27 protein-coding genes are annotated in these 25732 nt (G+C 47.9%); 18 read left to right on the top strand and 9 right to left on the bottom strand.

Annotation, left to right across the window (positions count from 1 at the left end; translation table 11 throughout):
* Positions 1-79 precede the first annotated feature (79 nt).
* The 4 genes from ACL9RM_RS12440 to ACL9RM_RS12425 all read left to right on the top strand — a co-directional run bounded on the left by ACL9RM_RS12440 (position 80) and on the right by ACL9RM_RS12425 (position 3704).
* On the top strand, positions 80-571 hold the full coding sequence (locus ACL9RM_RS12440; protein WP_061830260.1) for a hypothetical protein: 492 nt from the start codon (positions 80-82) through the stop codon (positions 569-571).
* A gap of 109 nt (positions 572-680) precedes the next feature.
* Positions 681-1601, top strand: a complete 921-nt coding sequence (locus tag ACL9RM_RS12435; protein WP_069291337.1) for an ABC transporter ATP-binding protein — start codon at positions 681-683, stop codon at positions 1599-1601.
* Positions 1594-2376, top strand: a complete 783-nt coding sequence (locus ACL9RM_RS12430; protein WP_061830258.1) for an ABC transporter permease — start codon at positions 1594-1596, stop codon at positions 2374-2376. The genes ACL9RM_RS12435 and ACL9RM_RS12430 overlap by 8 nt, the downstream gene beginning before the upstream one ends.
* 242 nt (positions 2377-2618) lie before the next feature.
* Positions 2619-3704, top strand: a complete 1086-nt coding sequence (locus ACL9RM_RS12425; RefSeq protein ID WP_061830257.1) for an AI-2E family transporter — start codon at positions 2619-2621, stop codon at positions 3702-3704.
* A gap of 18 nt (positions 3705-3722) precedes the next feature.
* Here the strand turns inward: ACL9RM_RS12425 and ACL9RM_RS12420 are convergent, their stop codons facing one another.
* Entirely contained in the window at positions 3723-4184 is a 462-nt protein-coding gene (locus ACL9RM_RS12420) for a bactofilin family protein (RefSeq protein ID WP_061830256.1), read from the bottom strand.
* A gap of 45 nt (positions 4185-4229) precedes the next feature.
* Complete coding sequence (locus tag ACL9RM_RS12415) at positions 4230-5261, bottom strand: M23 family metallopeptidase (protein ID WP_250267685.1); 1032 nt, start codon at positions 5259-5261, stop codon at positions 4230-4232.
* Positions 5262-5407: 146 nt separating this feature from the next.
* Between ACL9RM_RS12415 and cls the strand changes: the two genes are divergently transcribed.
* The gene (cls, locus tag ACL9RM_RS12410) at positions 5408-6838 is read left to right on the top strand and encodes a cardiolipin synthase (RefSeq protein WP_250267687.1); all 1431 of its coding nucleotides are present in this window, start codon (positions 5408-5410) and stop codon (positions 6836-6838) included.
* 195 nt (positions 6839-7033) lie between these two features.
* Positions 7034-7978 (top strand): YitT family protein, encoded by a 945-nt coding sequence (locus tag ACL9RM_RS12405; RefSeq protein ID WP_013309188.1) that lies wholly within the window; start codon positions 7034-7036, stop codon positions 7976-7978.
* Positions 7979-8047: 69 nt separating this feature from the next.
* Here the strand turns inward: ACL9RM_RS12405 and ligD are convergent, their stop codons facing one another.
* Entirely contained in the window at positions 8048-8950 is a 903-nt protein-coding gene (gene ligD / locus ACL9RM_RS12400) for a non-homologous end-joining DNA ligase (RefSeq protein ID WP_061830254.1), read from the bottom strand.
* 214 nt (positions 8951-9164) lie between these two features.
* Between ligD and ACL9RM_RS12395 the strand changes: the two genes are divergently transcribed.
* From ACL9RM_RS12395 to ACL9RM_RS12360, 8 genes are all read left to right on the top strand, one after another.
* Positions 9165-10433, top strand: a complete 1269-nt coding sequence (locus ACL9RM_RS12395; protein WP_250267688.1) for a sulfotransferase family protein — start codon at positions 9165-9167, stop codon at positions 10431-10433.
* Positions 10430-12355 (top strand): asparagine synthase-related protein, encoded by a 1926-nt coding sequence (locus ACL9RM_RS12390; RefSeq protein ID WP_250267690.1) that lies wholly within the window; start codon positions 10430-10432, stop codon positions 12353-12355. The genes ACL9RM_RS12395 and ACL9RM_RS12390 overlap by 4 nt, the downstream gene beginning before the upstream one ends.
* Positions 12356-12408: 53 nt before the next feature.
* Positions 12409-12537: a paeninodin family lasso peptide gene (locus ACL9RM_RS12385; RefSeq protein ID WP_134902123.1), complete on the top strand. Its 129-nt coding sequence runs from the start codon at positions 12409-12411 to the stop codon at positions 12535-12537.
* Between the two features lie 191 nt (positions 12538-12728).
* Positions 12729-13772, top strand: a complete 1044-nt coding sequence (locus ACL9RM_RS12380; protein ID WP_061830252.1) for a dephospho-CoA kinase — start codon at positions 12729-12731, stop codon at positions 13770-13772.
* Entirely contained in the window at positions 13759-14061 is a 303-nt protein-coding gene (locus tag ACL9RM_RS12375) for a lasso peptide biosynthesis PqqD family chaperone (RefSeq protein WP_061830251.1), read from the top strand. The genes ACL9RM_RS12380 and ACL9RM_RS12375 overlap by 14 nt, the downstream gene beginning before the upstream one ends.
* A 1-nt stretch (position 14062) precedes the next feature.
* Entirely contained in the window at positions 14063-14548 is a 486-nt protein-coding gene (locus ACL9RM_RS12370; protein ID WP_061830250.1) for a lasso peptide biosynthesis B2 protein, read from the top strand.
* Positions 14549-14593: 45 nt separating this feature from the next.
* Positions 14594-16090 (top strand): nucleotidyltransferase domain-containing protein, encoded by a 1497-nt coding sequence (locus ACL9RM_RS12365; RefSeq protein WP_250267694.1) that lies wholly within the window; start codon positions 14594-14596, stop codon positions 16088-16090.
* 20 nt (positions 16091-16110) lie between these two features.
* Positions 16111-17922 carry an ABC transporter ATP-binding protein gene (locus tag ACL9RM_RS12360; protein WP_250267696.1) on the top strand — a complete coding sequence of 604 codons (1812 nt, stop codon included), beginning with the start codon at positions 16111-16113 and terminating at the stop codon, positions 17920-17922.
* Positions 17923-17944: 22 nt separating this feature from the next.
* Here the strand turns inward: ACL9RM_RS12360 and ACL9RM_RS12355 are convergent, their stop codons facing one another.
* A complete protein-coding gene (locus ACL9RM_RS12355) occupies positions 17945-18859 on the bottom strand; it encodes a Ku protein (protein ID WP_013309197.1) in 915 nt (304 codons plus the stop codon).
* A 211-nt stretch (positions 18860-19070) separates the two neighbouring features.
* On the opposite strand from ACL9RM_RS12355, the gene ACL9RM_RS12350 reads away from it, so the two are divergent.
* Together ACL9RM_RS12350 and ACL9RM_RS12345 are read left to right on the top strand one after the other, a co-directional pair.
* Entirely contained in the window at positions 19071-19310 is a 240-nt protein-coding gene (locus tag ACL9RM_RS12350; protein WP_061829618.1) for a hypothetical protein, read from the top strand.
* 56 nt (positions 19311-19366) lie between these two features.
* Positions 19367-19546 carry an H-type small acid-soluble spore protein gene (locus ACL9RM_RS12345; protein ID WP_013309199.1) on the top strand — a complete coding sequence of 60 codons (180 nt, stop codon included), beginning with the start codon at positions 19367-19369 and terminating at the stop codon, positions 19544-19546.
* A 241-nt stretch (positions 19547-19787) separates the two neighbouring features.
* Here the strand turns inward: ACL9RM_RS12345 and ACL9RM_RS12340 are convergent, their stop codons facing one another.
* From ACL9RM_RS12340 to ACL9RM_RS12320, 5 genes are all read right to left on the bottom strand, one after another.
* Positions 19788-20444 carry a 3-oxoacid CoA-transferase subunit B gene (locus ACL9RM_RS12340; RefSeq protein WP_165176411.1) on the bottom strand — a complete coding sequence of 219 codons (657 nt, stop codon included), beginning with the start codon at positions 20442-20444 and terminating at the stop codon, positions 19788-19790.
* Entirely contained in the window at positions 20441-21106 is a 666-nt protein-coding gene (locus tag ACL9RM_RS12335; protein WP_250267698.1) for a CoA transferase subunit A, read from the bottom strand. Before ACL9RM_RS12335 ends, ACL9RM_RS12340 begins: the two co-directional genes overlap by 4 nt.
* 41 nt (positions 21107-21147) lie before the next feature.
* Entirely contained in the window at positions 21148-21888 is a 741-nt protein-coding gene (locus ACL9RM_RS12330) for an acetoacetate decarboxylase (protein ID WP_250259069.1), read from the bottom strand.
* Between the two features lie 55 nt (positions 21889-21943).
* Complete coding sequence (locus ACL9RM_RS12325; protein WP_250267699.1) at positions 21944-23128, bottom strand: acetyl-CoA C-acetyltransferase; 1185 nt, start codon at positions 23126-23128, stop codon at positions 21944-21946.
* 611 nt (positions 23129-23739) lie between these two features.
* Entirely contained in the window at positions 23740-24270 is a 531-nt protein-coding gene (locus ACL9RM_RS12320; protein WP_061829613.1) for a cysteine hydrolase family protein, read from the bottom strand.
* Between the two features lie 133 nt (positions 24271-24403).
* Here ACL9RM_RS12320 and tsaE point away from each other — a divergent pair, with 133 nt between their 5' ends.
* Entirely contained in the window at positions 24404-24883 is a 480-nt protein-coding gene (gene tsaE / locus ACL9RM_RS12315) for a tRNA (adenosine(37)-N6)-threonylcarbamoyltransferase complex ATPase subunit type 1 TsaE (RefSeq protein ID WP_023987468.1), read from the top strand.
* A 3-nt stretch (positions 24884-24886) separates the two neighbouring features.
* A complete protein-coding gene (gene tsaB / locus ACL9RM_RS12310; RefSeq protein WP_250267701.1) occupies positions 24887-25723 on the top strand; it encodes a tRNA (adenosine(37)-N6)-threonylcarbamoyltransferase complex dimerization subunit type 1 TsaB in 837 nt (278 codons plus the stop codon).
* The last annotated feature ends 9 nt before the right edge of the window (positions 25724-25732 follow it).

Raw genomic sequence — 25732 nt, 5'->3', positions numbered from 1 at the left:
CTAAAGACTTCTAAACAAGGCTTGTCCCACATACATCTGTAGAGAATTCGGTATAGTCCAACAGAGGGAGGGGCAATGTGTGCTGTTTAGAAGGAGAGCGGCTTCGGCGTTCGTCCGTAAGCTATTATATTTTGCCATCATATGTGGATTGTTATGGCTGCTGTGGTTGGGTCTGCGTGGGGTGATGTCTACAGGCGAGGGCGATCAAGCGGTAGAAGCACTGAACGAGTTCTACACTATGGAGCAATCGGGAAATTTCGGGGGATCATGGGAGTTTTTTCATTCGCAAATGAAAAAGAAATTCGAGAAATCTACGTATGTACAGCAGCGTGCGCACGTTTTTATGCAGGATATGGGGACGGATACGTTTACGTTTGAACTGGGGGAGCCGCAGGCTGAATATGACATTCGTACCGATCCGAATGGAGAAGAGTTAGGGAAGGTTTACCGTATTACGGTCACTCAGCATTACAAGACCCGATTCGGTAATTTTGATATCGTACAGCCTTGTTATGTGACACAGGAAGATGAGAAATGGCGGGTGCTTTGGATATACAAGGACAAGGAATAGAGGTTGCGTGGTGTTTCTAAAAGGTTAAATATGGTACAATACTTCCAAAACCGGAAATGTACAGTAAAATGGATAACAGCTTCACTCCGGATGGAAGGAGTTTCATAGTATGCAGCAAGCGACAGGACAGGTTCCCGTCATACGTATGGAGGGTGTGAGTAAAATCATTTCCTCAAAAGCGATCGTGGATGATCTGACGCTGGAGGTTCCAGCGGGCCAGGTATTTGGTTTCCTCGGACCCAATGGTGCGGGAAAAACGACTACCATCCGTATGATGGTTGGCCTGATTTCGATCAGCAAGGGCGATATTCATATTTGTGGAGACAGCATTAATACCGATTTTGAAAAGGCCGTTTCCCATGTCGGCGCAATTGTTGAGAACCCGGAGATGTACAAGTTTTTGACAGGCTATCAAAATTTGCAGCATTTTGCGCGAATGTCTCCTGGGGTGACCCAAGAGCGCGTGGATGAAGCGATTCGTTTGGTGGGACTCGGAAACCGAATTCATGACAAAGTAAAAACCTACTCGCTCGGGATGCGGCAGCGACTTGGGGTAGCTCAGGCAATTTTGCATCGACCGAAGCTGCTCGTGCTGGACGAGCCGACCAATGGCTTGGACCCGCAGGGTATTCGAGAACTGCGAGATTATTTGCGTCAATTGACCCGTACGGAAGGAATTACCGTGTTCGTATCAAGCCATTTGTTGTCCGAGATGGAGCTGATGTGCGACCGTGTAGCCATTATTCAGAGCGGACGGCTGGTTGATATCAAGCAGCTGAAGAATACAGGGGAGGAAGTGCAGACGGCAGAAATTGCTTTTGAGGTAAATGATGCCGAGCAAGCTTATGCGCTTGCTGGAGCAGGGCGCGTCGAAGGCAATCAACTGCTGCTTCACTTGGAGCGGGAACAGATCGCAGAGATGAACAGCCTGCTGGCTGCAAACGGAATTAAAGTATATGCGATTCGCCCGATTGCCCGTACGCTGGAAGATCAATTTTTGGAAGTGACGGGAGGCGGGTTCATTGGCTGATTTTTTCAAGTTGGTACATAACGAAAATCTGAAAATTTACCTGCGTGTGCGCACATGGATTATGCTGGGTCTGCTGGCGGTCATCACGGCTGCGATTCCGATGCTGATTTCCCTGGTTTCCGATCAGGTCAGTGTGTGGGATGGGATTGCGTTGACGACGTTGTTTACATTTTTCCTCAATACGACGTTTACGGTCATTGTAGCCGCTGATTCGGTGGCTGGTGAATTTACTTGGGGAACGATTAAGTTGTTACTCATCCGACCTTGGACTCGCAGCAAAATATTGTTGTCCAAGTATATATCCGTGATTTTGTTCAGTTTGCTCGGAACGATCATTTTGATCTTGATGGTTACGCTGTCCTCATGGCTGATGTTATCCAAAGATGCACCAGCGGGTTCTGTTCCGCTGTTCAGTGATCCGATATCTTATGTAACGCTGAACTTCTTGTATAGCTATATCGCCTTATTCGTGACGATGGCCTTTGCATTTATGCTATCCGCAGTTTTCCGTTCCAGTGCCTTGGCGATTGGGCTGTCGTTGTTCATGATGTTCACCAAAACAGTCTATAACTCTATTGGCTTGTTCAGCACAGATCGTTATGAATGGACCAAATACGTACTATTTACACATATGGATCTGAAAAAATATCTAGATATGCCGCCGGGAACAGTAAGTTCCAGTCTAACCTTTTCGCTCACCGTGCTGGCCGCCTATTATGTGATTTTTATCGCCATTGCCTGGGTGGTTTTCGTAAAACGGGATGTTTCGACCTAAATGGAAGTGCCATAGAGTAACACAAAGGACGTTCAAATGCCTAGCATTTGGACGTCCTTTTTATTATTTCAGGAATTTGCAAAATATTCATTTTACGCTATTTTATCCTGTATCTATGTTATTTTTGCTGCACATTCTGAGCGTAGGGGTATATTGTAATCTATTTTCAGCAACAATCAATCAATAGGGTCATTTTGCGTTTAAAGAGGTAGAGAGAACAGAACAGAGGGGGGCCGCATGATATGCTGCAAAATAATCGTTTTTTTCGTCTGACTACTGGTATTGTCATGCTATTACTCATCATTTACTTGGGTACCAAAGTAAGCTTTATATTCAGTCCTCTCGTATCGTTGGTCAGCTTGCTGGTTGTACCGTTGATGCTATCTTTTTTCCTCTATTATTTATTGAGGCCGATTGTAGATGTAATGGAACGTAGAAAAATCAAACGATCTATCTCCATCTTGCTGATTTATTTGGTCATTGGAGTGTTATTGTTTGTTTTCTCATGGGGTGTGTGGCCTACGCTGCGTGATCAGGTAACCAATTTATTTGAAAATGCGCCGAAGCTCATTAAAAGTCTGGTTGATCAATTGAGCCAATGGCGGCATAATCAATCCTTGAGACAAGTGCTGCCTCCGGGTGAAGACCCGCTGTCACAACTGTCAGATACGTTGAACGAAGCTTTTTCGACACTGTCTGATTACTCGGTAAAGCTAGTATCGTTCGTATCCTACTTTTTTATCGTATTGGCTACTTTTCCCATATTGCTCTATTACATGCTGAAGGAAGGAAGCAAGTTTGGCCCTAAAATGCTAAACTTCTTTCCTAAAAAATATCACAAAGACGCGTTGGAGGTCATGGAAGATATCGATAGCGCGCTTAGCAGCTTTATCGTGAGTCGGGTGCTGATCAATGTCGCGTTGGGTGTGATGATGTTCCTTGGATTTTTAATTATTGGTTTGCCTTATGCCTTGCTGCTCGCCGTTATTTCGATTTTTCTTAATTTTATTCCCTATGTGGGGGCAGTGGCTGCTTCTATACCTGTAGTTATTATTGGATTTCTCGAATCACCTTCGATGGCGCTCTGGTCGCTGGTCGTGGTGATTGCTGCACAGCAAATTCAGGATAATTGGCTGTCACCTATAGTTTTTGGCAAACAGCTGGATATTCATCCGTTGACTGTCGTTATTTTACTGTTGGTTGGTGGCGACCTGCTCGGGATTCTGGGCATCATTTTGGTGATTCCATTGTATATGTGCGGAAAAATTGTCATACGTAAGGTGTACCAATTATTTTTGGAACGCAGAGTGGAGGATATTATGGAATGAATGGAGTGTATACTGATTTTACCCTGCTTCGGATTGCAGATCGGCTTGGCTGTCCTCCCTGTTTTTGCTGAAACTAGATTGGGTTTCGTCGTTTGACTCATCCGTAGAAGTTGACAACTCTACATCCTTTGTTCGGTTCATTTGACTTGTGCCGTCCAGTACACCGCCTTCAGATATGACCAATGCAGCGGTCGCCGTATTTCCGTACAGTTCACCTGTCGGCGTAATGGTCAGTCGTCCTTCTGTAGTAATGCTGCCGAACACCTTACCGGCAAGAATGACGTCTTGTGCGATGATGTCCGAACGTACCACAGCAGATTCTCCAATGACGACAGTACGAGTGCTGCGGATATCGCCCTGAAAATGACCGTCAATCCGAATATTGGCCTCTGCCTCAACTGTACCTTCAAAGCTGGTGCCATTAGCGAGCAGTGTATCCATAGCTGGGGCGGAGAGCTTTTTTTTGGATTCCTTGAACATGATGGTTTTCCCCCAATCTTTTATTGTAAGGATTTTGAAAAGTCCTCATTGTACATACAGTAATGGATCGACAGGTTGGTTATGCTTGACGATCTGAAAATGCAGATGAGGTCCCGTGCTTCTCCCGGTACTTCCTAACAGACCGATGGTCTGTCCTTTGTGGACACGATCTCCTGGAGCCACCTGCATGCCGCTCAGGTGCATATACCAGCTCTGGAGTCCGTCAGAATGCTGGATGATGATGCACTTGCCGCGGGCTCCGCTAGAAGCAGCCTCCAAGACGGTGCCTGCTCCTGCTGCATAGACAGGATCACCGGTTTGTCCGGCAATGTCCACGCCTGAATGAAAGGCAGATCTACCCGTAAAAGGGTCGCTGCGATAGCCGAAGCTGGAGGTCATTCGCCGTGAACCAACAGGCCAAACGGAGGGATTCCCTTGTTCGGCAAGAGCCAGCCTACGGGTCTGGAGTAGCTGTGCGGCTTGTTTGCGCTCCAGATTCTGCTGTACGGCATTTGCTTGCTGAATAGAGCGGGGAACCGTACGTTCCACCGTGTCCAACAGAGATTCGATCTCCTGAAAATCATCCATTGCCTGGCGAGTTAGGAGGGCAGTATTTTCATGCACTGCGATCAGTTCACCTCCAATATGGCCGGAAGCATCCCAGGAGAGCGGCGTCATGGTCTTTTTATGGTTACTTGTGGCAGATGAGTTTCCGTGTTTACGAATGAATTGCTGCATTTGTTGTTCCAGCTCTGTTACGCGCTGAAGGCGTTCACGAATATTGGTGGCTTGATTCGTCAGCTCCATGACTTCCTGCCGTAGTCGCCCAATGGCTGCATCCTTGTCCGCTACCGTGACCTCCATCTGCAAACTCTGGACAGCAAGATTCGTTTCCATTTGGGAGATAATATGGGAAGAACGGATTTGCAGCCCAATCACGAGTGTAGAGATAGACGCGATCACAAGAGTCGGGACGAGAATGACAGCGGCAGTAGAGCATTGTAGCTGCTTGGGCGGTTGCTGTGCATCCCGAATAACAAGCAGGGTCATCCGGCGATTTAGGCTTCCTTTTTTCATAATCGCTCCTTTCCGGACATCGCTCCTATAGTGCTTGGTTACTATCTATTCAGCTTAAGAGGCAAACATGTCAAAAAAATTGGAGCTTAGTATAAAACGTAGATGAGGATTTTGCAAAATCCTAAGATATATAAGGAGGCTTAGACATGCTGTGGTTGCTGTTGGTTTTAATTGTTTTTATTTTTCAGACCGGGACGATCCTGCTCTTTGAATTTCGCAAGCCGTCCAAAGCGGTAGCCTGGCTCTTTATTTTGTTTTGCTTCCCGCTCATTGGCTTTGTCGTGTACTACTTTGTTGCACAGGATTATCAGAAGCGCAAAATGGTCCGAAAAGGGGGATCGCAGCTGTTTCGTGAATTTCGCGAGCGTCTGTGGGCGCAATCCAAAGTGATTGAACATGTGGAGCAAATGCATAATCCTCATTTCAAGCATCAGGAGCGCCTGTTTAACCAGTTAATTCGCATGTCGGAAAACCCGTTGACTGGATGTAATCGCACACGTGTGCTGACGAACGGTGAAGAAACCTTCGAGGCTATGCTGACAGCGATGGAACAAGCCCAACATCATATCCATGTGGAGTTTTACATATTTCGGGCCGATGAAATCGGAAGAAAGTTTCAAGAGGTCATGATCCGCAAGGCACGTGAGGGAGTAAAGGTACGATTCGTTGTGGACGGTGTAGGAAGCTATAATTTGCCTTATTCCTTTATTCGTACCTGTAGTGAGGCGGGAGTGGAATTTCATTATTTTCTACCTCCGTTTTTCGCCACGTTGGATCGCCGGATCAACTATCGCAATCACAGGAAAATCGTGGTGGTGGACGGCATGATTGGATTTGTGGGTGGGATTAACATAGGCGACGATTATCTCGGAAAATACCCCAAAGTGGGATTTTGGAGGGATACGCATTTGCAGATTGAAGGAGATAGCGTCTATTTTCTCCAAAATGCATTTCTTAGCGACTGGAAGCTGGCTTCAGGGGAGAGATTGATGGATGTGAATTTATTTCCTCCACATACCTGCACCGGGGATGAGGAAGTACAGATTTTGAGCAGCGGTCCCGATCAGGTATGGGATACGATTCAGGAAATGTGTTTTGGTGCGCTCACGGTTGCCAAAAAGCGGATTTGGATTACGACGCCGTATTTTATTCCTGATCCGGGGATTCATGAGGCGCTCAAGCTGGCAGCAGTCAGTGGCGTAGATGTGAAAATCATTATTCCCTACCAATCAGATTCGAAGCTGGTTCATCTGGCGTCTTTATCCTATGTGCAAGAACTGTTGGAGACAGGGGTGGAGTTCTACCAATATCGAAAAGGATTTATTCACGCCAAAGTGGTGATTGTCGATGATTTACTCGGCTCGGTCGGGACCGCTAATATGGATATGCGCAGCTTTTTCTATAATTTTGAGTTGACCGCTGTAGTTTTTGCTAATTCAGCGCTGGAACGGCTTTCGGCAGATTTTGCAGAGGACATTTCCAACTCCTCACGCATTGATTTGAACGTGTTCCGCAGACGGCCTCGATCTCAGAAAACAGCTGAAATTCTAACTCGCATGCTCTCTCCACTCCTTTAAAGGCGATTTTCGACGTTTTTATCGCTATAATCCCACTTTATTGTGATTTATGTGCTCTTTGCTAACTTTTTTGCGCAAAATCGCAGTTTTATGGTATACTATTCATATAACACAAGCGCGGTAAAGGAGAGGGGACTGCGGATAGCAGCCCCTTTTTCGGTCCAATATACCATACTGTAACGGGGGGATTTATATATGAGTGTAGTGAGCAAGGAAGTCCAAAATCTGTCTGAGATCACAGATGTGACCGGAGAGTTGACCAAGATCAGCAAAATTCCAGCTAATCCGAAGAACAAAGCAAAACGCCTGTTTCAGCGTGCGGCCATGATTATTTTCGGTGCGGCGCTTATGGCAGTGGGCCTCGAAATATTTCTGGTTCCTAACGGCGTTATTGACGGAGGCGTTACAGGTATTTCCATCATGGCCTCCAAGATTACTGGCTATCCACTCGGCATTTTCCTGACCCTGTTGAACCTTCCATTTTTACTTATCGGCTATAAACAAATCGGTAAAACCTTCGCTTTATCCACATTATTCGGCATTATTGTGATGTCCATCGGTACCGCGTTACTTCACAATGTAAGTGCATTGACTCCTGGCGAACCGCTGCTCGGCGCTATTTTTGGGGGCGTCATTCTCGGTGTTGGGGTGGGTCTTGTAATTCGGTCCGGCGGCTCGCTGGATGGGACAGAGATCGTAGCTATTCTCGTCAGTGAAAAAACTCCTTTTTCGGTCGGTGAGATCGTACTGTTCGTTAATATCTTCATTCTGGGAAGTGCAGGTTTTGTGTTCGGTTGGCCGAATGCCCTGTATTCCATGATTGCTTATTATATCGCCATGAAAATGATTGATATTACAATTGAGGGTCTGGATCAGTCCAAATCGGTCTGGATTATTAGTGAAAAATACCGTGATATCGGGGATGCCCTGACAGACCGTCTTGGACGGGGCGTCACTTATCTGGAAGGTGAAGGCGGCTTTACGGGCGAAAGCAAGAAAGTGATTTTCGTTGTCATTACCCGACTGGAGGAAGCGAAGCTGAAGAGCATCGTTGAAGATTGGGACCCGCACGCTTTCGTTGCGATCGGTAACATTCACGATGTGAAGGGCGGACGCTTTAAGAAAAAAGGAATACACTAGCGCAAGGGGACAATTTCTCAGCCTAATGGCTGCGGGGTTCGTCCCCTTTTTTGTTCTTCCAAGCATGGATCAGGTTCGGTGTGCCTTGGTGCGCATATGCTTGAGGACGTCTTCTACGGGCTGGGGAGGAACCTTGTCGATTAAGTCGCCTACCTGGTTTAGTCGTTCCTCAATATTCAGCAAATGGTAGTCAAGTGGTGAGACATCTTGCCGTACCTCTTCCCAGGTTAGCGGAGTAGAGACCGTAGCACCGGGGCGTGCCCGCGGGGTATAAGGAGCGGCCAGAGTTTTCCCCTGATAATGCTGCAAGTAATCAAAATAGATGGCTGTTCCACGATCCTTCTTTAACCGTTCGAGTGTGAACAGATGCGGGTGCTTTTCTGTCACAAACTGCCCGACTAATAGCCCAATGCTGCGAAGTTCATCGAAGGTTATGCCTGTACGGATCGGAACGATAATTTGTACACCTGTAGCCCCGGATGTTTTGGGGACGGAATCCAAACCAAGCGAAGCCAGTACTTCACCGACAATAGAGGCGGCCTCCATAATACGTGGCTCCACCTCTCTGGATGGATCAAGGTCTATCATCCATTCACAGGGCAGCTTGCTTCCCGTTTCATGCAGAGAGGGATGGAATTCCAACGCAGCTTGATTACCAAGCCAGAGAAGTTGTGGCAATTTGCCGAGCACAATATATTCAATACCATCATGCAGAGCGGTTTCAATATAGTCTGGCCGAGGACGTGGGGCATTTTTTTGGTAAAAAAAATCACCATGAATCCCATGTGGCCAGCGGATGACGGTCAGCAGACGATGATGGCAATATTTGAGCAGGAAGGGAGCCAATACCGCGAGCTTGCGAAGATATAGCGCCTTAGTCACGCCTGCTTCAGGCCACAGCGGTTTATCTGGGTTTGTGATAGGAATTTCCTGACCTTCAATGGTAATTGTACCTTTAACAGCTTGTCCCATAGTGCTATCCTCCTTTGGCTAATATGCAGCAAAATCTTTATTTATAGGCTGATTGTTGAGCTCATAGATCTACATATGGTTTAACATGAACGTGAAGTGCTGAATTTATCCATCAAAGGGATTGACAAGATACACTATGTATCATAAATTTATAATAAAAAATACGATATGTATCTATTAAAGGGACTTGAGCAGAGGTAGAGGAGGAGTTTGCTTGATTGAAAAGCAAGGCGGAGGGCTGGTATTCCTGTTAAGTGTCCCTCGGAGTGGAAGCTCGCTGCTTACCGCCATTTTGCAAAACCATTCCCGCCTGTTTGCCACGCAGGAAATGTGGTTTCTGCTCAGTTTATATGATCTTCCTCAGTCACATGCACGGCCATATGGAGGAACAGGGATACTTCGGCAATTTTTTGAAGGTATGGTCCCCCCCGATGTATTGGAGCAGGCCTCCCGTTCGTATGCACTTGAAATATATAATGGTCTGCTTCAAGGAACAACAGCAGATATGCTTATCGACAAATCCCCGCGTTACTATACGGTTTTAGAATTTATAGACCGTTTATTCCCTGCTGCCCGCAGGCTGTGGCTTATCCGGAATCCTTTGGCCATTGTGGCCTCATTCAAAAAGGTTAATCAGCTACGGCATGGACGTTTTCAACTGCTGGAGGAACTGGGGGGTCCGCATTTTAATATGAAAATGACGGATATTACGGTTGGTTTATTCCGTTATGCTCATTATTTTGCTACACCTCATCCACTTGCATACCCGCTTAGGTATGAACAACTCGTATCCAATCCAACGATGGAGATCGAGAAGCTGTGCGGTTTTCTGGGAATCAAGTATGAGCTGGGGATGGAAAAGTACGGGGACTTTGTGGATACGCCCAAATCCAGTCTTTTTTATAGTATGGGAGCGGGTGATCCCTTCGTAGGAGAGCATGAGCAGGCGCATCAAGATTCGGTACATAGCTGGCAACACTTGTTGAGTAAAACGGAAATTGAGCTGTATTGCAGAAGCATTGGGTCCCGCATGTTTAAGCAGCTTGGTTACGCGGAAGAGCTGGAGCAGGCTGAGCAGATGACTGGAGTCCGCTTTGAGGATGAGCCGGATATAGAGTTGCTGAGTCGACGTACACAACAATTCCTCCAGCAAAGCGGCTTTGAATGGAAGGCAGCTTATCGGATGCTGCAAGAACAGGATGCAGATAACAGAGAACTCGTGATAAATGCAACCCGTCATGCTGCATCTCAAGATCCGGCAAGGATGCATGTGGACCAGATCGTGAACGATCGGCGGATTCAATCCCTGGAAAACAGGTTGGCACATAGCTATGAGGAGCGGAACCGTCTTATCGCTCAGCTCCAAAGCTATCAACGCCCAAATCAAGGTCTCCGATATCGCAGCCTCTTTGCCCGTAAGCTCGGGCGCTTGGCGTCTGTAGTGTTATCAAGTATAGGAAAAGAAAAAGGGGGAAGAACGTGAGTGCGATTGCCGGAATCTATAGCTTTGGGCATGAGTCCGTATGCACCGAAGAAGGCGGGAAAATGATGCAAGCCTTGCGAAAATATCCCGCTGACCGCGTATGCGCTTGGTGTGAAGGCTCTATTTTTTTGGGTTGTCATGCCCAGCATGTGACCCCGGAATCTGTTCATGAGCGTCTTCCCTTCCATGATGAGCTAAGAGATTTGGCAATCACAGCGGATGCAATTATTGACAATCGTTCCGAGTTGTTTGAACGGCTGGGAGTTGAGCAGGAACGGCGACAAGATATCACGGACAGCGAGCTGATTTTGCTGGCATATGACAAATGGGGAGTGGATGCAGCCGGTTATCTGATAGGTGATTTTGCCTTTGTTATTTGGGATGCCAAGGAACATCGATTATATGGTGCTCGAGATATGACAGGCAATCGTACGTTGTACATCTACCAGCATGACCGAGGATTCGCGTTTAGCACGGTAGTCGCTCCGCTTTTGGCCCTGTCCTCTCTGCGAAAAGAATTGTATGAGCCATGGCTGGCCGAATTTTTGTCCATCCGCGCCATGCAGGAATCCGTCGATATCGGAACGACCGCATACAAGCATATCAACCAGCTTCCTCCTGCACATTGGTTCACTATGGAGGAGGGAAAGCGAACCCTTCATAAATATGCATGTCTGGATGAGGTAGAGCCACTGCGGCTCAAAACAGGGGGCGAGTACATAGAAGCTTTCCGCGAGGTGTTCACACAAGCGGTCACTGCCCGACTACGGACGCATCGCGCTGTAGGGGCTGCCTTAAGCGGAGGGCTGGACTCTGGAGCGGTTGCCAGCTTTGCCGCGCCATCGCTGCACTTGCAACAGAAGCCGCTGCATGCCTACAGCTATGTGCCTGTTCAAGATTTTACAGACTGGACACCGCCTACATTGCTGGCGAACGAACGAAGCTATATTCAGTCTACGGCTCGCTATGTGGGCAACATTCACGAGAGTTATATGGATTTTGAGGGAAAAAGTCCGTTTTCAGAAATTGATATTTGGCTGGAACTCATGGAAGCACCCTATAAATATTTTGAAAACTCCTTCTGGATCAGAGGTTTTTACGAAAAAGCACAGGAGCACAATGTCGGTGTACTGTTGACCGGGGCACGAGGCAACTTTACCGTATCGTGGGGCCCTGCACTAGACTATTATGCCCGGCAGTTTCGTCGTTTGCACTGGTTGCAATCCTTTCAGGGATTGTGGCGGTACAGTAAGCTTACGGGCAGGCGCATGTCACATCTACTCCCCGTAATGTTGAAAAAAGCGACTTCACTTGAATCTCATTCATGGTTGCGGCGTAGCAATCGAAGTCCCGTTCCTTCCCTGATTCACCCGGAGTTTGCCAAACGGATGCATGTAGAAGATATTCCTGTATTGAGCGGAACAGGTTGGATAAAAAATGCCGATCAGACGAGAAAAGAGAAGTTCTCAAATTTGGCGATTGCCAACAAAAATGGTGTGGTCGCGACCAAACTTTCACTACGTTATGGCCTATGGGAACGTGATCCGACCGGGGACAGCAGGGTAATTCGTTTTTGCTTATCGGTGCCTTTTGAGCAGTATGTGCAAAACGGTCGGGACCGTGCCCTCATTCGTAAAGCCATGCGTGATCATCTACCTGATGATGTTCGGTTGAACCAGCGGGTACGCGGCGTGCAGCCTGCCGATTGGCTACATCGTATGCTTCCTTGCTGGGATACGTTTATGGGGGAGCTTCAACTGATGTGTCATGATTTACGAGCGGCTGAATATCTCAATATTGAGTTAATAAAGACGGCTATGGCGAAACTTCGCCACCCCCGCCCTGAACAGGCGTCTGATCCAAATATACGACTACTAATGCATAGCCTGATCGTGTACCGTTTTCTCTGTGGATTGAACTGATTCAGATTGATCTGGGCGGACAGTTCGTCATTCGTTGGAGGGGAGGTGATGAAATGAGTAAAAAAGAATGGCAGGAACCGACGATAGAGGTGTTGGATATTAGTCAGACCATGGCGGGGAAAGGCTGGAGACAGATTGATTGGGTGTCCGACCACGATGCCGATATTTATAATCCAAGCTAATAGATGGTTATACATGCAGCCGGTGTTGGACTGGAAGCCAGACAGCTCGGCCGATAACGATTGAATGAACGAAAATAGCATAATCCATTGGACTCGTATTCAATACAGAGCCGTCTTTATTTCTTTCGGGTTAGAAGTTTTGCCCAAGAAATAAAGACGGGATTTTTAAGGACAGAGGAGTGAGTCCTACCGTGCATGACAGGAGTGCAAATGTTAGTTGGACGAAATATACAGCCTTTGGACTCAGGATTGCCAGTGAACTGAATCTGCCTGAGCTACTCCTGGCAGCACCGGAAGCAGTAGAGGATGTAGTCATTCGACAGGCTGATTTGACTACATGGAGTGGTCAGCTGGAACAGGCCAATTTTGTGATGCTGGATGAACGATTTATGTTCCAAATACCAGGCACGGCCATTTATGCCGTCAGGGAAGGCAAGGAAATCGAGGTAAGCATATTCTCCGGGGCCGATCCTGACACCGTGCGGCTATTTGTGCTGGGTACATGCATGGGTGTTCTGCTGATGCAAAGACGAATATTACCTATTCACGGAAGTGCGGTCGTCATTGGGGGGAGGGCCTACGCATTTGTGGGTGAATCGGGTACGGGGAAGTCGACACTGGCGGCTACTTTTAGGCAGGCAGGTTATCAGATGGTTAGTGATGACGTGATTGCTGTAGAAGCTACGGCTTCCTCAGCCATCGTGTATCCAGCTTATCCGCAGCAAAAGCTGGGGTTGGATAGCTTGCTCCAACTGGAGGCTTTACGGGAGAACAAGCATGCACGCACAATAAATCACATACGGTCCCTAACGGATGGCAATTCTGTAATGCCACAATACAGAGATTTTCGTATGCTTGCAGATGAGCTGAATAAATATGCCGTACCCGCCGTAGATGAATTTTTTAACGATCCGCTGCCCTTAGGAGGCGTATTTGAGCTAGTGGCAGATTCACCAATCCGTGCGTTGATGCGCGAAGGGGAGTTAGTGGCAGTTACGGAACAGCCCTTGAACGTTCTGGAGTGCTTGCATACATTACTACAACATACATATCGTAGGGTGATTATTCCGCGAATGGGTTTGAGTGAATGGTCGTTTGATACAGCGGCTAGGATGGCTCGTAAAGTAGAGGGCTGGCGGCTGCTGAGGGATAGTTCCGTCTTTACTGCGTCCGAGGTTGTACAACGGGTACTTGATATCATTCGTAAGGAGGAAAAGAGTTATGGGAGCCACTAATCCAGCTAAAGATCAGTATCGCGTCATTTACGGTGAAGAGGTCTACGTCAGTGATATGGACGGGGAAAAAGTGATGATGAGTATTAACACTGGTAAATATTACAACTTAGGCTTCACAGGAGGACGAATCTGGGAACTGGCAGAATCCGGTCCTTCACTTGGCGATATCGTAACTGTCCTGACCAACGAATATGAGGTGGACGAGGAACAGTGCAGACAGCAGGTACATACCTTTGTGGCTGAGTTGGAGCGGGAAGGACTGTTAAAGCTTCTACGGGAGTCGGTATAATATGCGGATACAACGGCTTCTTCTCCTGTCTCCAGAGGTCAGGAGATTGTTGCCGGAAGCTTGGCTGGAGCTGGGATGGGCGAGGCTGCGCCAGCGTCGTTCTTTTGGGGATTACTCAAGGGTTTGGGGTATATGTACGGAAGAAACTCCATGGCAGTGTGATGTCAGGCAGGAGAAGTCCATTCAGCAGATCTCGCACGCTGTGGAGCTGGCAAGTCGTTATACTCCTTGGCGCAGTAGTTGTCTTGTACAAGCCGCAGCGGCGATGACGTTGCTGGGACGTAGAAAACTGGACTGCACGCTGTATCTGGGCACAGCTAAAAATGCCGCTGGACGTTTGGCCGCACATGCATGGGTACGTAGCGGACCGATTTATGTTACGGGGAAACGGGAGATGGAAGCATTTACGGTGGTGGGGATATTCGGAAGACGTGCTGTGACGGATACAAATACAAAAATGGGGGATAAAGGTAGTTCTTTGCTTTAATGCGATGAGACAAAAGAAGTCCAAAGAATCGAAGGAGAAGAATGCATGCCCACCAAGTCTGTTTTGGAACTTGCGAATTGGAATGAGGATCAGGAATTAACGTTGTTACTCTCTCTATTAGGGAAAGACTTTTCTCATTGGCAGGATAAGACTGCTGCTACCCAGCTGCGTGAGATGGATTGGGTCCGCTTTTTACGTCTGATCGAGCACCATCGAGTGGTACCTACGGTGTATCTCCAACTGAAAGCATTGAATCATCCGTTCATTCCCGCAGAATTGTTGCGAAACCTTCAGGCGCAATATCATCGAAACACGCTTCGCATGCTTCATCTTCAAGCAGAAGCCGGGCGTCTGACCAGGCTGCTCATAACTCATGGAATCCGTGTGCTTATGCTGAAGGGTCCTGCTCTGGCACAGCAATTGTACGGGGATGTTTCTCTGCGTACCTCCAAGGACATCGATTTACTCATTGCCCCTGACGATATGGATGAGGCTGAGCATTGGATGAAGGAAGCCGGATATGCGTCCAAGAGCGGAGAAGTGCGTGTCCTTGGCAGTTGGAAATGGAAGGACCATCATGCATCCTACCTCCATCCGCAAAAACGGGTAGAGATAGAGTTGCATTGGCGTCTTCACCCGGATGGGGGTGGGGAACCCTCTTTTGACGAGCTGTGGAGCTGTCGGCAAATGGGTAAAGCTACAGGAGCCAGTCGGATGGTATCGTTGGCACCTGCCGACAACAGGATTGCCATGACGTCCTGTATGTATACGCTTGGCAGCGAGCATCAATTTCTGTACTTGAGTGCGCATGGTGCGCGTCACGGCTGGTTCAGGCTGCGCTGGCTGGTTGACATCGACAGGCTTGCGGCATGTGCTGTCGATTGGGAGGCGCTACTGCCGATGATGCGCCGCTACGGGGGCCTGCCTGCTGGCGGGCAGGCCTGGGCGCTCGCCGCTGCGCTGTTGGGTACGCCGATACCAGAGCCGATGCGTCCGGTATCGGCTACCCGGCAGGCGCACAGGCTCGCGCTGAGCGCGCTGGCCTTCATGCAGGCCAGCGTTCCCGCACCATACCCGATTGCCCACGGGTCGGGTACAGGTAGGCTTGCTCCATCAGAGCTGCTGCGCAGCAGAGCTTTGGCGGAGCAAGCGGAGGCCGCCCCTCTGGATGGCGGTCCTTCATTGTGTAGTACCTGTGGCGAAGCAGCCATGCTTGCCACCGGTGGCGTTGCTAGCATCACAGAAGATGCCAGTAACGACGACTATAGCCCGATGAGCACCGCTACCAGTTGTGCCCCCATTACTCCAGCTGCCGCCTCCAGCCAAGTCATGACCAGAAACACGGCGGCTGCCCATCAGCCGGTCAGCCGCACTTACTTGCTTTCCTTAAAAGAGCCAAGACACAGACTAAGTTACCTCATCAGCCGTTTGTTTCCTTCTACGGGGGATTCGGCCGTTTTTCCACTGCCTCGCCAGCTGCATTTTTTGTATATCCCTTTACGTCCATTTCTTTGGCTGAAGCGGCGATTTTCAAAGCACTGACTCGATAAGGAGTGTGCATTATGGTTCACCTGCGATTATATATGACAAAGCTGTATAGCGTGAACGGCGGTGCGTTATTTCTCAATATTGGATGTATGATCATTGTTAGCCTGCTGGAGGGTTTTGGCATTTATATGCTTGTTCCTATGCTGGCGGCCATCGGCGTATTTGTCGGTCATTCAGGGATGCCATTTCTGTCTGATGGATTGGATCATTTTTTGGCGTTCATTCCTAAAAGCTGGCTGTTGCCGGGGATGTTGATGGTTTTTGTAGTGCTGCTTACAGGGCAGGCTTTGCTTCAGCGTTACCAATCCATCCTGAATTCGCGGATTCAGCAGCGTTTTATGCGTTCTCTGCGAGTAGACGTGTACACTTCCTTTATGAAGGCGCAGTGGGCTTTTTATTTGCGTCAGCGTAAATCTGATTTTAGCCATGTGATGACGACTGAGCTGGCGCGTGTCAGTCAGGGAACGAATTTGCTTCTTCAACTGACTACAGCCGTCATGTTTACGCTGATCCAGATTGCGCTGGCTTTTTGGTTATCCCCCTCTTTAACCGGACTGGTATTTCTGAGTGGATTGGGGCTGTTTGTCGTGTTCCGCCGCTCCATTCGAAATGCCAAACAATTAGGTGATCGTACGACTGAGCTATCGCAGGTTTATTTTGCTGGAATTACGGATCACATGAACGGCATGAAAGATATTAAAAGCAATCTGTTGGAAGCGGCGAATATCCATTGGTTTCGCTCCCTGACACAACGAATGGAGGATAATACGACCCAATTTGTCCGGCAAAATGCGACCACACAGTTTTTTCATCGTACAGCGGCAGCTGTTTTTGTCGCTTGTGTCATATTTATATCGTTGCAGTGGCTGCATGTTACATCTGAAAAACTGATTGTGCTGATTCTTATATTTTCCCGCTTATGGCCCCGATTTGCCCTTATTCAAGCGAGTCTGGAATACATCATGTCTATGATTTCCGCTTTTGAAAGTGTCACCAAGGTGCAACAGGAGTGCGAAGCTTTCTCCGATCCATCGGTATTCAATCTATCATCTGCAGCTGTACGGCAACCCCTGTCCCTTCGTCATGGAATTGAATGCAGCCATCTGGGTTATCGCTACGATGGTGCAGCAGAGCCTGCGCTGCATCGTATCAATTTGTTCATACCCGCGCGGGGAATGACAGCCATAGTAGGGAAATCGGGAGCAGGTAAAAGTACAATGGTCGATGTCCTGATGGGTTTTTTACGTCCAACTGGGGGGCAGATTACAATAGACGGGCTTGTTCTGGACGACGAATTGTTGCCCCAGTGGCGGCAGTCGTTTGGCTACGTGTCACAAGACCCATTTTTATTTCATGCGACTGTCCGCGAAAATTTGATGCTGGCAGATAAGGATGCTAGTGAGCAGCAACTATGGGAGGCGTTACATTTTGCAGCCGCAGACAGCTTTGTATCCAGACTGCCCGAAGGGCTGGACACGGTCATTGGAGATCGCGGGATTCGTCTGTCTGGAGGAGAACGTCAACGGCTAGTATTAGCACGGGCTGTCTTGCATCATCCTCCGGTACTTATACTAGATGAAGCGACAAGTGCGCTGGATGGTGAGCATGAAGCTGCAATTCAGGCAGCACTGGAACGGATGAAAGGTCAAATGACGTTGATCGTCATCGCTCACCGCCTGTCAACCATCAGACATGCAGATCAAATTGTCGTACTGGATCAAGGCGAGGTCATACAGCAGGGGAACTACCGCCAACTGGAACAAGAGGAGCGGGGGGCGTTCAGTCAGCTACTATCGTATCAAAGCAGTCTCACCGCCACCCCTTAGCCAGACTTTTCTGTAACTCAGCTTAAGTTTCTTTACGTTTGGCAGTGCTTCTTTTCTTTTTGACTGGAGTCGGAGAGATGTTCTCGCCTGCAACAGCCTGCTGTGCTGTTGGGGCTGCTGGTTTACGCGCAGGACGTTTTTTCGCAGCAGGGCCGGGATCGGTAACGACAGGTTGCACTGCCTCGATGCTGGCCTGAAGGGCGGCCATTAAATCTACTACGTTGGTCTGAGGTTGTGTTGGGGCGATTCGCACCTCTTCACCAGCCACTTTATGCTGAATGAGATCCAGCAGACGCTCGCGGTACTGATCCGTATACTTCGCTGCATCAAAAGGTGTAGATAGCTGCTCGATCAGCATTTTTGCCATAGTTAGCTCCTTCTCTTTAACCTCCTCCTGCCCCGGTAAGTTAGGAACTTGAGCAATGGGGCGAATTTCATCTGGGTAAAACATCGTCTCCACCGCCAAGCATTCATCCAACACCCGAATAGCCGCCAGGCTGCTTTTAGAGCGGATGGAGATTTGGGCAATCCCGATTTTCCCGGTATCCTTCATCGCATTCATGAGCAGCTTATACGCATTGGAGCCAGCTTGATCCGGGGACAAATAATAGGTTTTCTGAAAGTAAATCGGATCAATTTCCTGCAAATCCACAAAATCCAAAATGACAATATTTTTATCCGCTTGTCCGCTAACTTGCTCCAGTTCCTCCTTGTCGAACATGACAAATTTTCCTTTTTCATATTCGTAGCCTTTTCCAATTTCCTCCCACTCAACCTCTTTATCACAAACGGGACACTTTCGTACATAGCTAAGTGGGCTTCCACACTCCTTGTGAATATAACGCATGGAAATGTCCTTATCCTCCGTCGCTGAAAACATTTTAACGGGCACATGAACCAGCCCGAAGCTGATTGCGCCTTTCCAGACCGTATGCATACCGCCAGTCCCCCTTTTCTTAAATCCGCATTTTGCACCTTCGATTCCGGTCACCCCGGGATATGAGCATATGATTTTTCACTTAGTATGCTTCGTACAAGTGATTGTATGAGGTGCAAATGAAGACTGCGATTTACTTCTGCTTGCGCATGGTTACAGCAATTTTGGTGCATAGTAAGGCATATCCGATTCAAAAGGAGGTACACAATTTATGTCCGGAAAATCCTTTCCTCGGCAAATCAGGCATCGTGTAGGTCAAAACCATGTCGCCTTTCGGGGACCCGCCGGAGGAGAACAGGATGCATTGCCGCCAGAGTTTGCTCTTTCCCATGGAATCCAACCGCCTTTTCCCATAGCTGTGGCTCATGTGGATTTGGAGGCTGTAGTTTCAACTTCGCCTTCTCATAGCATCCCTTCATTAGATGTTGAACGGATTATAGATGAAGACTAGGTGAACTATATTTCTGAATGAATGCAGACAACAACAATCAGGAGGGGAAGAATAGCATGAACGTGGAACGAGCAAAAGCTATTTATGATTCGCCCGATACCATTGCCGTACAATTGGATGGTAAACCGATCTGGATTGAGCATGTAGACGAAGCGAACGGTATGGCCACTGTACAGATAGGCAGCAGACCCACCAATACCCAAACCGTCCGTGTGGATCGTCTGGAAGAACAATAGAAGAGGAGCACCAAAACAGATTTTTTCCATAGTATGGGGTATAGCTGTAGAAAGATCTTAGACAGCTGTAGTCTTTCATCGCAGAATGCTGCTTGAAAGGTCCCACTCCAACAAAAAAAGGCTCGCAATTGCTCAATGAGCAATTAGCGAACCTTATTTGTAATAATAAATGCGGTCGAGGGGACAAGTTAAGCGCCAGACCAGTTAATTTGAAGGTACAGCTGGTTCCTTTCTATGACCTTTATACTGCTATGGCCCTCAAATGTGGTGAAACCATCAGTTTAGCCTCTGTTGCTAATTGAACATCTTCCACCGACAAACCCGGAGCAATTTCTTTTAGCATCAGCCCTTGACCCGGAATAACATCGATGACAGCCTTTTCGGTTACTATGGTCTTTACAACATTTACAGCAGTCAAGGGCAGCTTACATTGTTCCAGTATTTTCGGAGCTCCATTTTTGTTCACATGCTCCATGGCTACAATCACTCTCTTGGCTCCGACCACCAAATCCATGGCTCCCCCCATGCCTGGCACCTTTTTCCCTGGGATCATCCAGCTTGCAAGGTTGCCTTTCTCATCGACCTCCAGAGCACCCAGCACGGTGATATCCACATGCCCTCCGCGGATGATGGAAAATGAAAGTGCACTGTCAAAAAAGCATGCTCCTTCCATAGTTGTAACGTAGTTTCCGCCTGAATCGATACAATCGAGCCTTTCTTTTCCCTGAGCCGCTTTGGGGCCTACACCGAGGATTCCGTTCTCCGCCTGCAGCATAATATGAATGTCCTCGGGGATATAGTCCACTACCATTGTAGGCAATCCGACACCAAGGTTGACCACTTCACCATTTTTGAATTCCTGGGCTATTCTTCGAGCAATAAATTCTCTGTTATTCATGCGTTTTCACCCACCTTTACAATTGCGTCGACAAATATTCCGGGAACGTTGACATGATTGGGGTCAATTTCACCCGTCTTTACGTATTCGTCTACCTGAGCAACTACATACTCTGCCGCTGTAGCCATAACCATATTGAAGTTACGTGAAGAGCCGTTGATGACAAGATTCCCCGCTTCATCAGCCTTATGGGCTCTAATTAATGCCACATCGGCTTTGAGCGGCAGTTCGAGCAAGTATTCCTTTTCATCAATTTTGATTTTCTGTTTTCCTTCCTCTACAACGGTGCCTACACCTACAGGTGTTAAAACCCCGCCCAAACCGGCTCCTCCTGCGCGTATTTTTTCAGCGAGCGTGCCTTGCGGGAAGAGTTGAACCTCCGCTTCTTTCGTCATCAGGAGCCTTCCCGTTTCTGGATTGGAGCCGATATAGGATGCAAAAATCCGCTTTACTCTGCCGCTTTTAACAAGTCTATAGATAGATAATTCCGGTGTGCCTGTATCATTGGAAATAATCGTAAGATTGCTGGCAGGATTGGTGTCGACAAGCGCACGAACCAGGTCCTCTGGAAAGCCTCCTGCCAGAAAACCTCCGACCATCACCGTGTCTCCGTCTTTGACCTTCTTAACTGCTTCTTCAGCGGAGATTACTTTGTTATTCATGGTTCCTTCTCCTTATATATATATTTTTAGGAAAGCAAACTTTATTGGAGATAGTCGTAGAGGACTCTTCCATATGGAAGCGTTAAATCAGCAATAAAATGTTTCCCGCCAATATAAGCTTTAACCGGCAAATCTGCCACTGGAGCGTTGACATGGGGGATCAAGCTTAATCTGGCAGGCCCTGACCAGGCGCCTTTTACCGTAATGTTCTCGAGATTATACGCTACTAATTGAGCGATTTTGGGGGTACCGTCAACATCAGGAATTAGCTTTAAATTAACTTGCGTTTTTGCGATGGCTTTTGCCGTTTCCTTTTCATCAAGAATGTTATATTTGAAAGGCATAGTTCCCGTGGCCACCAGGACGTGATTATAATGCAATGTACCCGTCAGCGTCTCCGTTTCCTCCACGCTCAGGCGAGGCTTTGCCCATTTTTTCGGAAATCCCCAGACTTCGCGTCCCCCCAGAATAGCAGGCGCGTTATCCAAATACATTTGGGCGACAAAATTGCAGGGTTCTCCTTGAAAAGTACACGGAATGACAATACCGCTTTCCTCATAGCATCCTAAACCGGATGAATCGGGCATCTTGATCCATTCATAGGAGACCGTATTGCTTCCATCCGGTTCAAGAGGCTCTGGGACCGCCTGTCTAATCGCAGCAGGATCGGTCTCATAGGTAATGATAAAAAATTCCCGGTTGATGAAGCGGTATGGTGGGCGCCCGTAGCTACCGCTAGCCGCAGGCATAGATTGGAGTGAAAGTACATCTTTTTGATTCATAGCGATCTCCCTTCCTTTTAAGAGATAGTTCTAAAAGTCATCCTGAACACGCACTTTAAATGAGCGCATTTTCAACCAGCATCGCTATTCCCATTCCTGTTCCGATGCATAACGAGGCTATGCCGTAGCGTGAAGATCTTCGCACCATTTCGTGAACCAACGTAGTCAATATCCTAGCACCGCTGGCACCGACAGGATGCCCGATTGCGATTGCGCCGCCATTGACATTCACCTTCTCCGGACTGACACCTAGCTCTTTTACTACCGCTAATGCTTGTGAGGCAAACGCTTCATTAATTTCAAAAAGATCAATGGCATCGATGGATATACCTTGCTGCTTAAGAAGTGTCGAAATGGCTTTCACTGGCCCCATTCCCATATATGCAGGGTCAACGCCAACAAGTGAATAACCCTTGATATATGCCAATGGTTTTAATGCATGTTCCTTGCATTTGTCTTCCGACACTACAAGCACGGCCGCCGCGCCATCATTGATTCCTGAAGCATTTCCGGCGGTAACCGTCCCGTTCTCTTTAAACGCAGGTTTTAATTGAGAAAGTTTTTCTTGCGTTGTATTTCCTCTTATGTGTTCGTCCTCTGTGAAAGAAATAGTTTCTTTTTTGGTTTTGATCATGACCGGAACAATTTGCTCTTCAAAAAGCTTCTTGTTTTTTGCTTCTACGGCTTTTAGCTGGCTATGATAAGCAAATTCGTCCTGTTCAAGTCTTGAAATTCCATATTTCTCGGCAACATTTTCTGCGGTAATTCCCATATGGTAATGGTTGATCGGGCACGTAAGGCCATCGGCCACTAGGGAGTCTACCAACTCACCGTTGCCAAGTTTGTAGCCGTTTCTTGCATTCCTTAGCAGGTAAGGGGCGTTCGACATGCTCTCCATGCCTCCGGCCAAGACGATGTTGCCTTGTTCAGCCAATATTGAATTGTAAGCTAAAGCAACGGCATGAAGTCCTGAACCGCAAACCGTGTTTATCGTTGTTTCGGGTACATCAATAGGGATACCGGCTTTTAATGCCGCCTGTCTGGCAGGATTTTGTCCATTGCCCGCCTGAAGAACATTTCCCAAATAAATCTGATCAATCAAAGAAGGCTCTAATTTACTTTGCTGAAGGCATGCTGTCATCACAGTTGCCCCCAGTTCGGAAGCGCTTAGAGGCGCAAGGGTTTTGTTAAAAGAGCCGACCGCTGTTCTCAACGGGCTTACTAAAGCTACTTTTTTCATTAAAAACTCACATTCCTTTCGCTGTGTTCAAAACACAATACATCCATGATTGCACTTCAATTCGTAATTTCCGCTCTTAACCTACGAGAAGCAGCGACTGCAAGATACATTTGCATGCGGGCATATCATGGTGCCTAAGACAGTGAGTGTGACGGTTCGATCGCCTTCTCTCATTGGAAATTAAAACCATTTTCATCATAGTTCTAATGCAGATTTTGCTCAATGTCCAAATATTTACACATATCTATGTACAGATGTTTATAGGGCCATATACTCCACAATAATTAGGCCATTCTAACGTTTTCTGTTAATTTCTTAATTTTTCTGAAAATCATGATCATTAATTGAATTTTATGTTAAAAATGAAAGTTGCAATCCATACGTGAGAAAGTTTTCCTCGCAATATCATCTAACTCATCGCTGGGTAATAAAAAAAGCCTCCAGAATTTTCTGAAGACGGCTTTGCCTTTCAATATTCATGATCTTCGTTATATTGTGCTAGCTCGCTTCTTGTTAACAGTGTCACCCGAAAGTGCGCTTTTTTCGCATGAACAAAAAAAGAAGCCGACTTGCTTGAAAGCAATCGGCTTGGAACATTAAACTTCAACAACTCACGAAAAATGTACATCTTCCGTCGCAAGTAAACGCACAAAACGATTGCCAAGCATACCATTATGATGAGCTACGATTTGTTCACCGCTCAGCACCTTGCTATCAAATGTACTATGCGCATCCAATACGAGTACGTTGTTCTGGTATCCCAGACTATAGGCGCTTCGGCAAGTCGTGTCGAGGCAAAACTCGGTCTGCATCCCCGCGATTACGAGTTGATCGGCCCCCAGTTCCTTCAGTACATGGCCCAATTCGGTTTGGTAGAAGCTGTCCCAGGATGATTTACGGACAATTCGTTCATGAGGAAGAGGACGCACTACGTCGGCGATGGCCCAGCCTACACTGTTTTCTCGGAAATCCTCATCCGCTTCATCGGTATGCTGTACAAAAATCACCGGTGTACCTGTAGCTCTGGCTTTGTCCAAAAGCTGCTGCAAATGCGCTACAACTTCCTGCTCACGATACAGCTTCTCATCATACATGAACATAGCCTGCTGAACATCAATCATGAGTAAAACGGTTTGCCCCATCGTTTCAATCCCTCCCTGTGTGTATCACTAACTTACAATAGCATGTCTTCATGCCTTGCGGCGACATAAGGTGAACTATATAATAAAGAACAAGTTGGAACGGTCCGATTCGGACGAAAGGTGATTAAAATATATGACAATTTCGCAGGAGCAGTTTACGTTCCGTTCTGTCTCAGAGGCACAGACCGGGTCATTGGCTGGTTTTTTGGCAGCCAAAGCGGTTCCCGGAACGGTGATTGTGCTGGATGGAGATCTGGGAGCGGGCAAAACTGCTTTTTCCAAAGCTTTTGCCGGTCATTTAGGTGTGCCGGGTATCGTTAATAGTCCAACCTTTACCCTTATTAAGGAGTACGAGGGCCGATTGCCTTTGTATCATATGGATGTGTACCGGATTTCCCAGGACGAGGCGGAGGATCTCGGGCTGGACGAATATTTTTACGGGACAGGAGTATGTCTGGTGGAATGGGGTAGTATTATACCGGATATATTGCCGGAGCAGCGGCTTCACATGTATATAGAAACAACGGATGTGGGGGAGCGCTTGATTCACCTGACCGGGTACGGCGAGCCTTATGAACAATGGTGCCGCAGTTTGCGGGAGAATGGAGTTTGAATCATGCAAAGAGAGCATACAGATGTGAATGTAAAGCCGCGTGAGCGGTTTTTGACGTTAGATACAGCGACGACCGTGATGGCGGCCGCTCTGATGAACGGAAGAGAATTGCTGGGAGAAAGCAACGTCTATGGCGAACGTAATCACTCCGTGCATGTGATTACCGAGCTGGAACGACTGCTGAATGAAGAAGGGCTGACACGAGATGATGTAGATGGTATTGCAGTTGGTGTTGGACCGGGGTCTTATACCGGTATCCGGATTGCGGTGACCGCAGCCAAAACACTCGCTTGGGCCTGGGGTATCCCGGTGACGTCCATATCCACTTTGCATGCTTTGGCGTGGGGTGGTTGGAATCGCGGCATCGAGATGAAGGGACAAGAAGATAAAAATGAGTCTGTGAATAACGGTTCAACCGGAGCGCAGGCAGCAGACTGGATTGTGCCTGTGCTGGATGCGCGCCGTGGTCAGGTTTACACGGGGCTGTTCGGCGTGAATACAGTTGACGACACCGAGAGCCCTCAACGGCTGGAGCCAGATGCAATTCGCTTGATGACTGCTTGGACCGATGATCTGCTGCAACGGCTGGAGGCTTTACCTTCTGAAGAGCGTCCTCCGGTCATTTGGCTAGTCGGTGAAACGGCGGTTCACGCCGAAACAGCCGAGCGCCTGCGTGCTTGGAGCGAGCTGCGTATCGTACCTTATGAGCTGGAGGGAAGATGGGTTGGCCGCCTTGGGGCGGATAAGCTGCTTCGTCAAGAACATGACGAGCTACATACGCTGGTTCCCAATTATACCCAGCTGGCGGAGGCGGAAGCCAATCTGCTTCGTCAGCGCTGAAGAGAGCGG

The organism is Paenibacillus sp. S29 (genome assembly GCF_049319765.1).
Classification (GTDB): Bacteria; Bacillota; Bacilli; order Paenibacillales; family Paenibacillaceae; genus Paenibacillus; species Paenibacillus polymyxa_B.
This window is presented reverse-complemented; position numbering and strand designations above follow the sequence as displayed.

What these genes read in the sequence shown, in the direction of transcription:
- ACL9RM_RS12435 (WP_069291337.1), top strand. Translation starts at nt 681, where the DNA reads ATGCAGCAAGCGACAGGACAGGTTCCCGTCATACGTATGGAGGGTGTG.
- ACL9RM_RS12425 (WP_061830257.1), top strand. Translation starts at nt 2,619, where the DNA reads ATGCTGCAAAATAATCGTTTTTTTCGTCTGACTACTGGTATTGTCATG.
- ACL9RM_RS12420 (WP_061830256.1), bottom strand. Translation starts at nt 4,184, where the DNA reads ATGTTCAAGGAATCCAAAAAAAAGCTCTCCGCCCCAGCTATGGATACA.
- ACL9RM_RS12415 (WP_250267685.1), bottom strand. Translation starts at nt 5,261, where the DNA reads ATGAAAAAAGGAAGCCTAAATCGCCGGATGACCCTGCTTGTTATTCGG.
- cls (WP_250267687.1), top strand. Translation starts at nt 5,408, where the DNA reads ATGCTGTGGTTGCTGTTGGTTTTAATTGTTTTTATTTTTCAGACCGGG.
- ACL9RM_RS12405 (WP_013309188.1), top strand. Translation starts at nt 7,034, where the DNA reads ATGAGTGTAGTGAGCAAGGAAGTCCAAAATCTGTCTGAGATCACAGAT.
- ligD (WP_061830254.1), bottom strand. Translation starts at nt 8,950, where the DNA reads ATGGGACAAGCTGTTAAAGGTACAATTACCATTGAAGGTCAGGAAATT.
- ACL9RM_RS12385 (WP_134902123.1), top strand. Translation starts at nt 12,409, where the DNA reads ATGAGTAAAAAAGAATGGCAGGAACCGACGATAGAGGTGTTGGATATT.
- ACL9RM_RS12375 (WP_061830251.1), top strand. Translation starts at nt 13,759, where the DNA reads ATGGGAGCCACTAATCCAGCTAAAGATCAGTATCGCGTCATTTACGGT.
- ACL9RM_RS12370 (WP_061830250.1), top strand. Translation starts at nt 14,063, where the DNA reads ATGCGGATACAACGGCTTCTTCTCCTGTCTCCAGAGGTCAGGAGATTG.
- ACL9RM_RS12365 (WP_250267694.1), top strand. Translation starts at nt 14,594, where the DNA reads ATGCCCACCAAGTCTGTTTTGGAACTTGCGAATTGGAATGAGGATCAG.
- ACL9RM_RS12360 (WP_250267696.1), top strand. Translation starts at nt 16,111, where the DNA reads ATGGTTCACCTGCGATTATATATGACAAAGCTGTATAGCGTGAACGGC.
- ACL9RM_RS12355 (WP_013309197.1), bottom strand. Translation starts at nt 18,859, where the DNA reads ATGCATACGGTCTGGAAAGGCGCAATCAGCTTCGGGCTGGTTCATGTG.
- ACL9RM_RS12350 (WP_061829618.1), top strand. Translation starts at nt 19,071, where the DNA reads ATGTCCGGAAAATCCTTTCCTCGGCAAATCAGGCATCGTGTAGGTCAA.
- ACL9RM_RS12345 (WP_013309199.1), top strand. Translation starts at nt 19,367, where the DNA reads ATGAACGTGGAACGAGCAAAAGCTATTTATGATTCGCCCGATACCATT.
- ACL9RM_RS12340 (WP_165176411.1), bottom strand. Translation starts at nt 20,444, where the DNA reads ATGAATAACAGAGAATTTATTGCTCGAAGAATAGCCCAGGAATTCAAA.
- ACL9RM_RS12335 (WP_250267698.1), bottom strand. Translation starts at nt 21,106, where the DNA reads ATGAATAACAAAGTAATCTCCGCTGAAGAAGCAGTTAAGAAGGTCAAA.
- ACL9RM_RS12330 (WP_250259069.1), bottom strand. Translation starts at nt 21,888, where the DNA reads ATGAATCAAAAAGATGTACTTTCACTCCAATCTATGCCTGCGGCTAGC.
- ACL9RM_RS12325 (WP_250267699.1), bottom strand. Translation starts at nt 23,128, where the DNA reads ATGAAAAAAGTAGCTTTAGTAAGCCCGTTGAGAACAGCGGTCGGCTCT.
- ACL9RM_RS12320 (WP_061829613.1), bottom strand. Translation starts at nt 24,270, where the DNA reads ATGGGGCAAACCGTTTTACTCATGATTGATGTTCAGCAGGCTATGTTC.
- tsaE (WP_023987468.1), top strand. Translation starts at nt 24,404, where the DNA reads ATGACAATTTCGCAGGAGCAGTTTACGTTCCGTTCTGTCTCAGAGGCA.
- tsaB (WP_250267701.1), top strand. Translation starts at nt 24,887, where the DNA reads ATGCAAAGAGAGCATACAGATGTGAATGTAAAGCCGCGTGAGCGGTTT.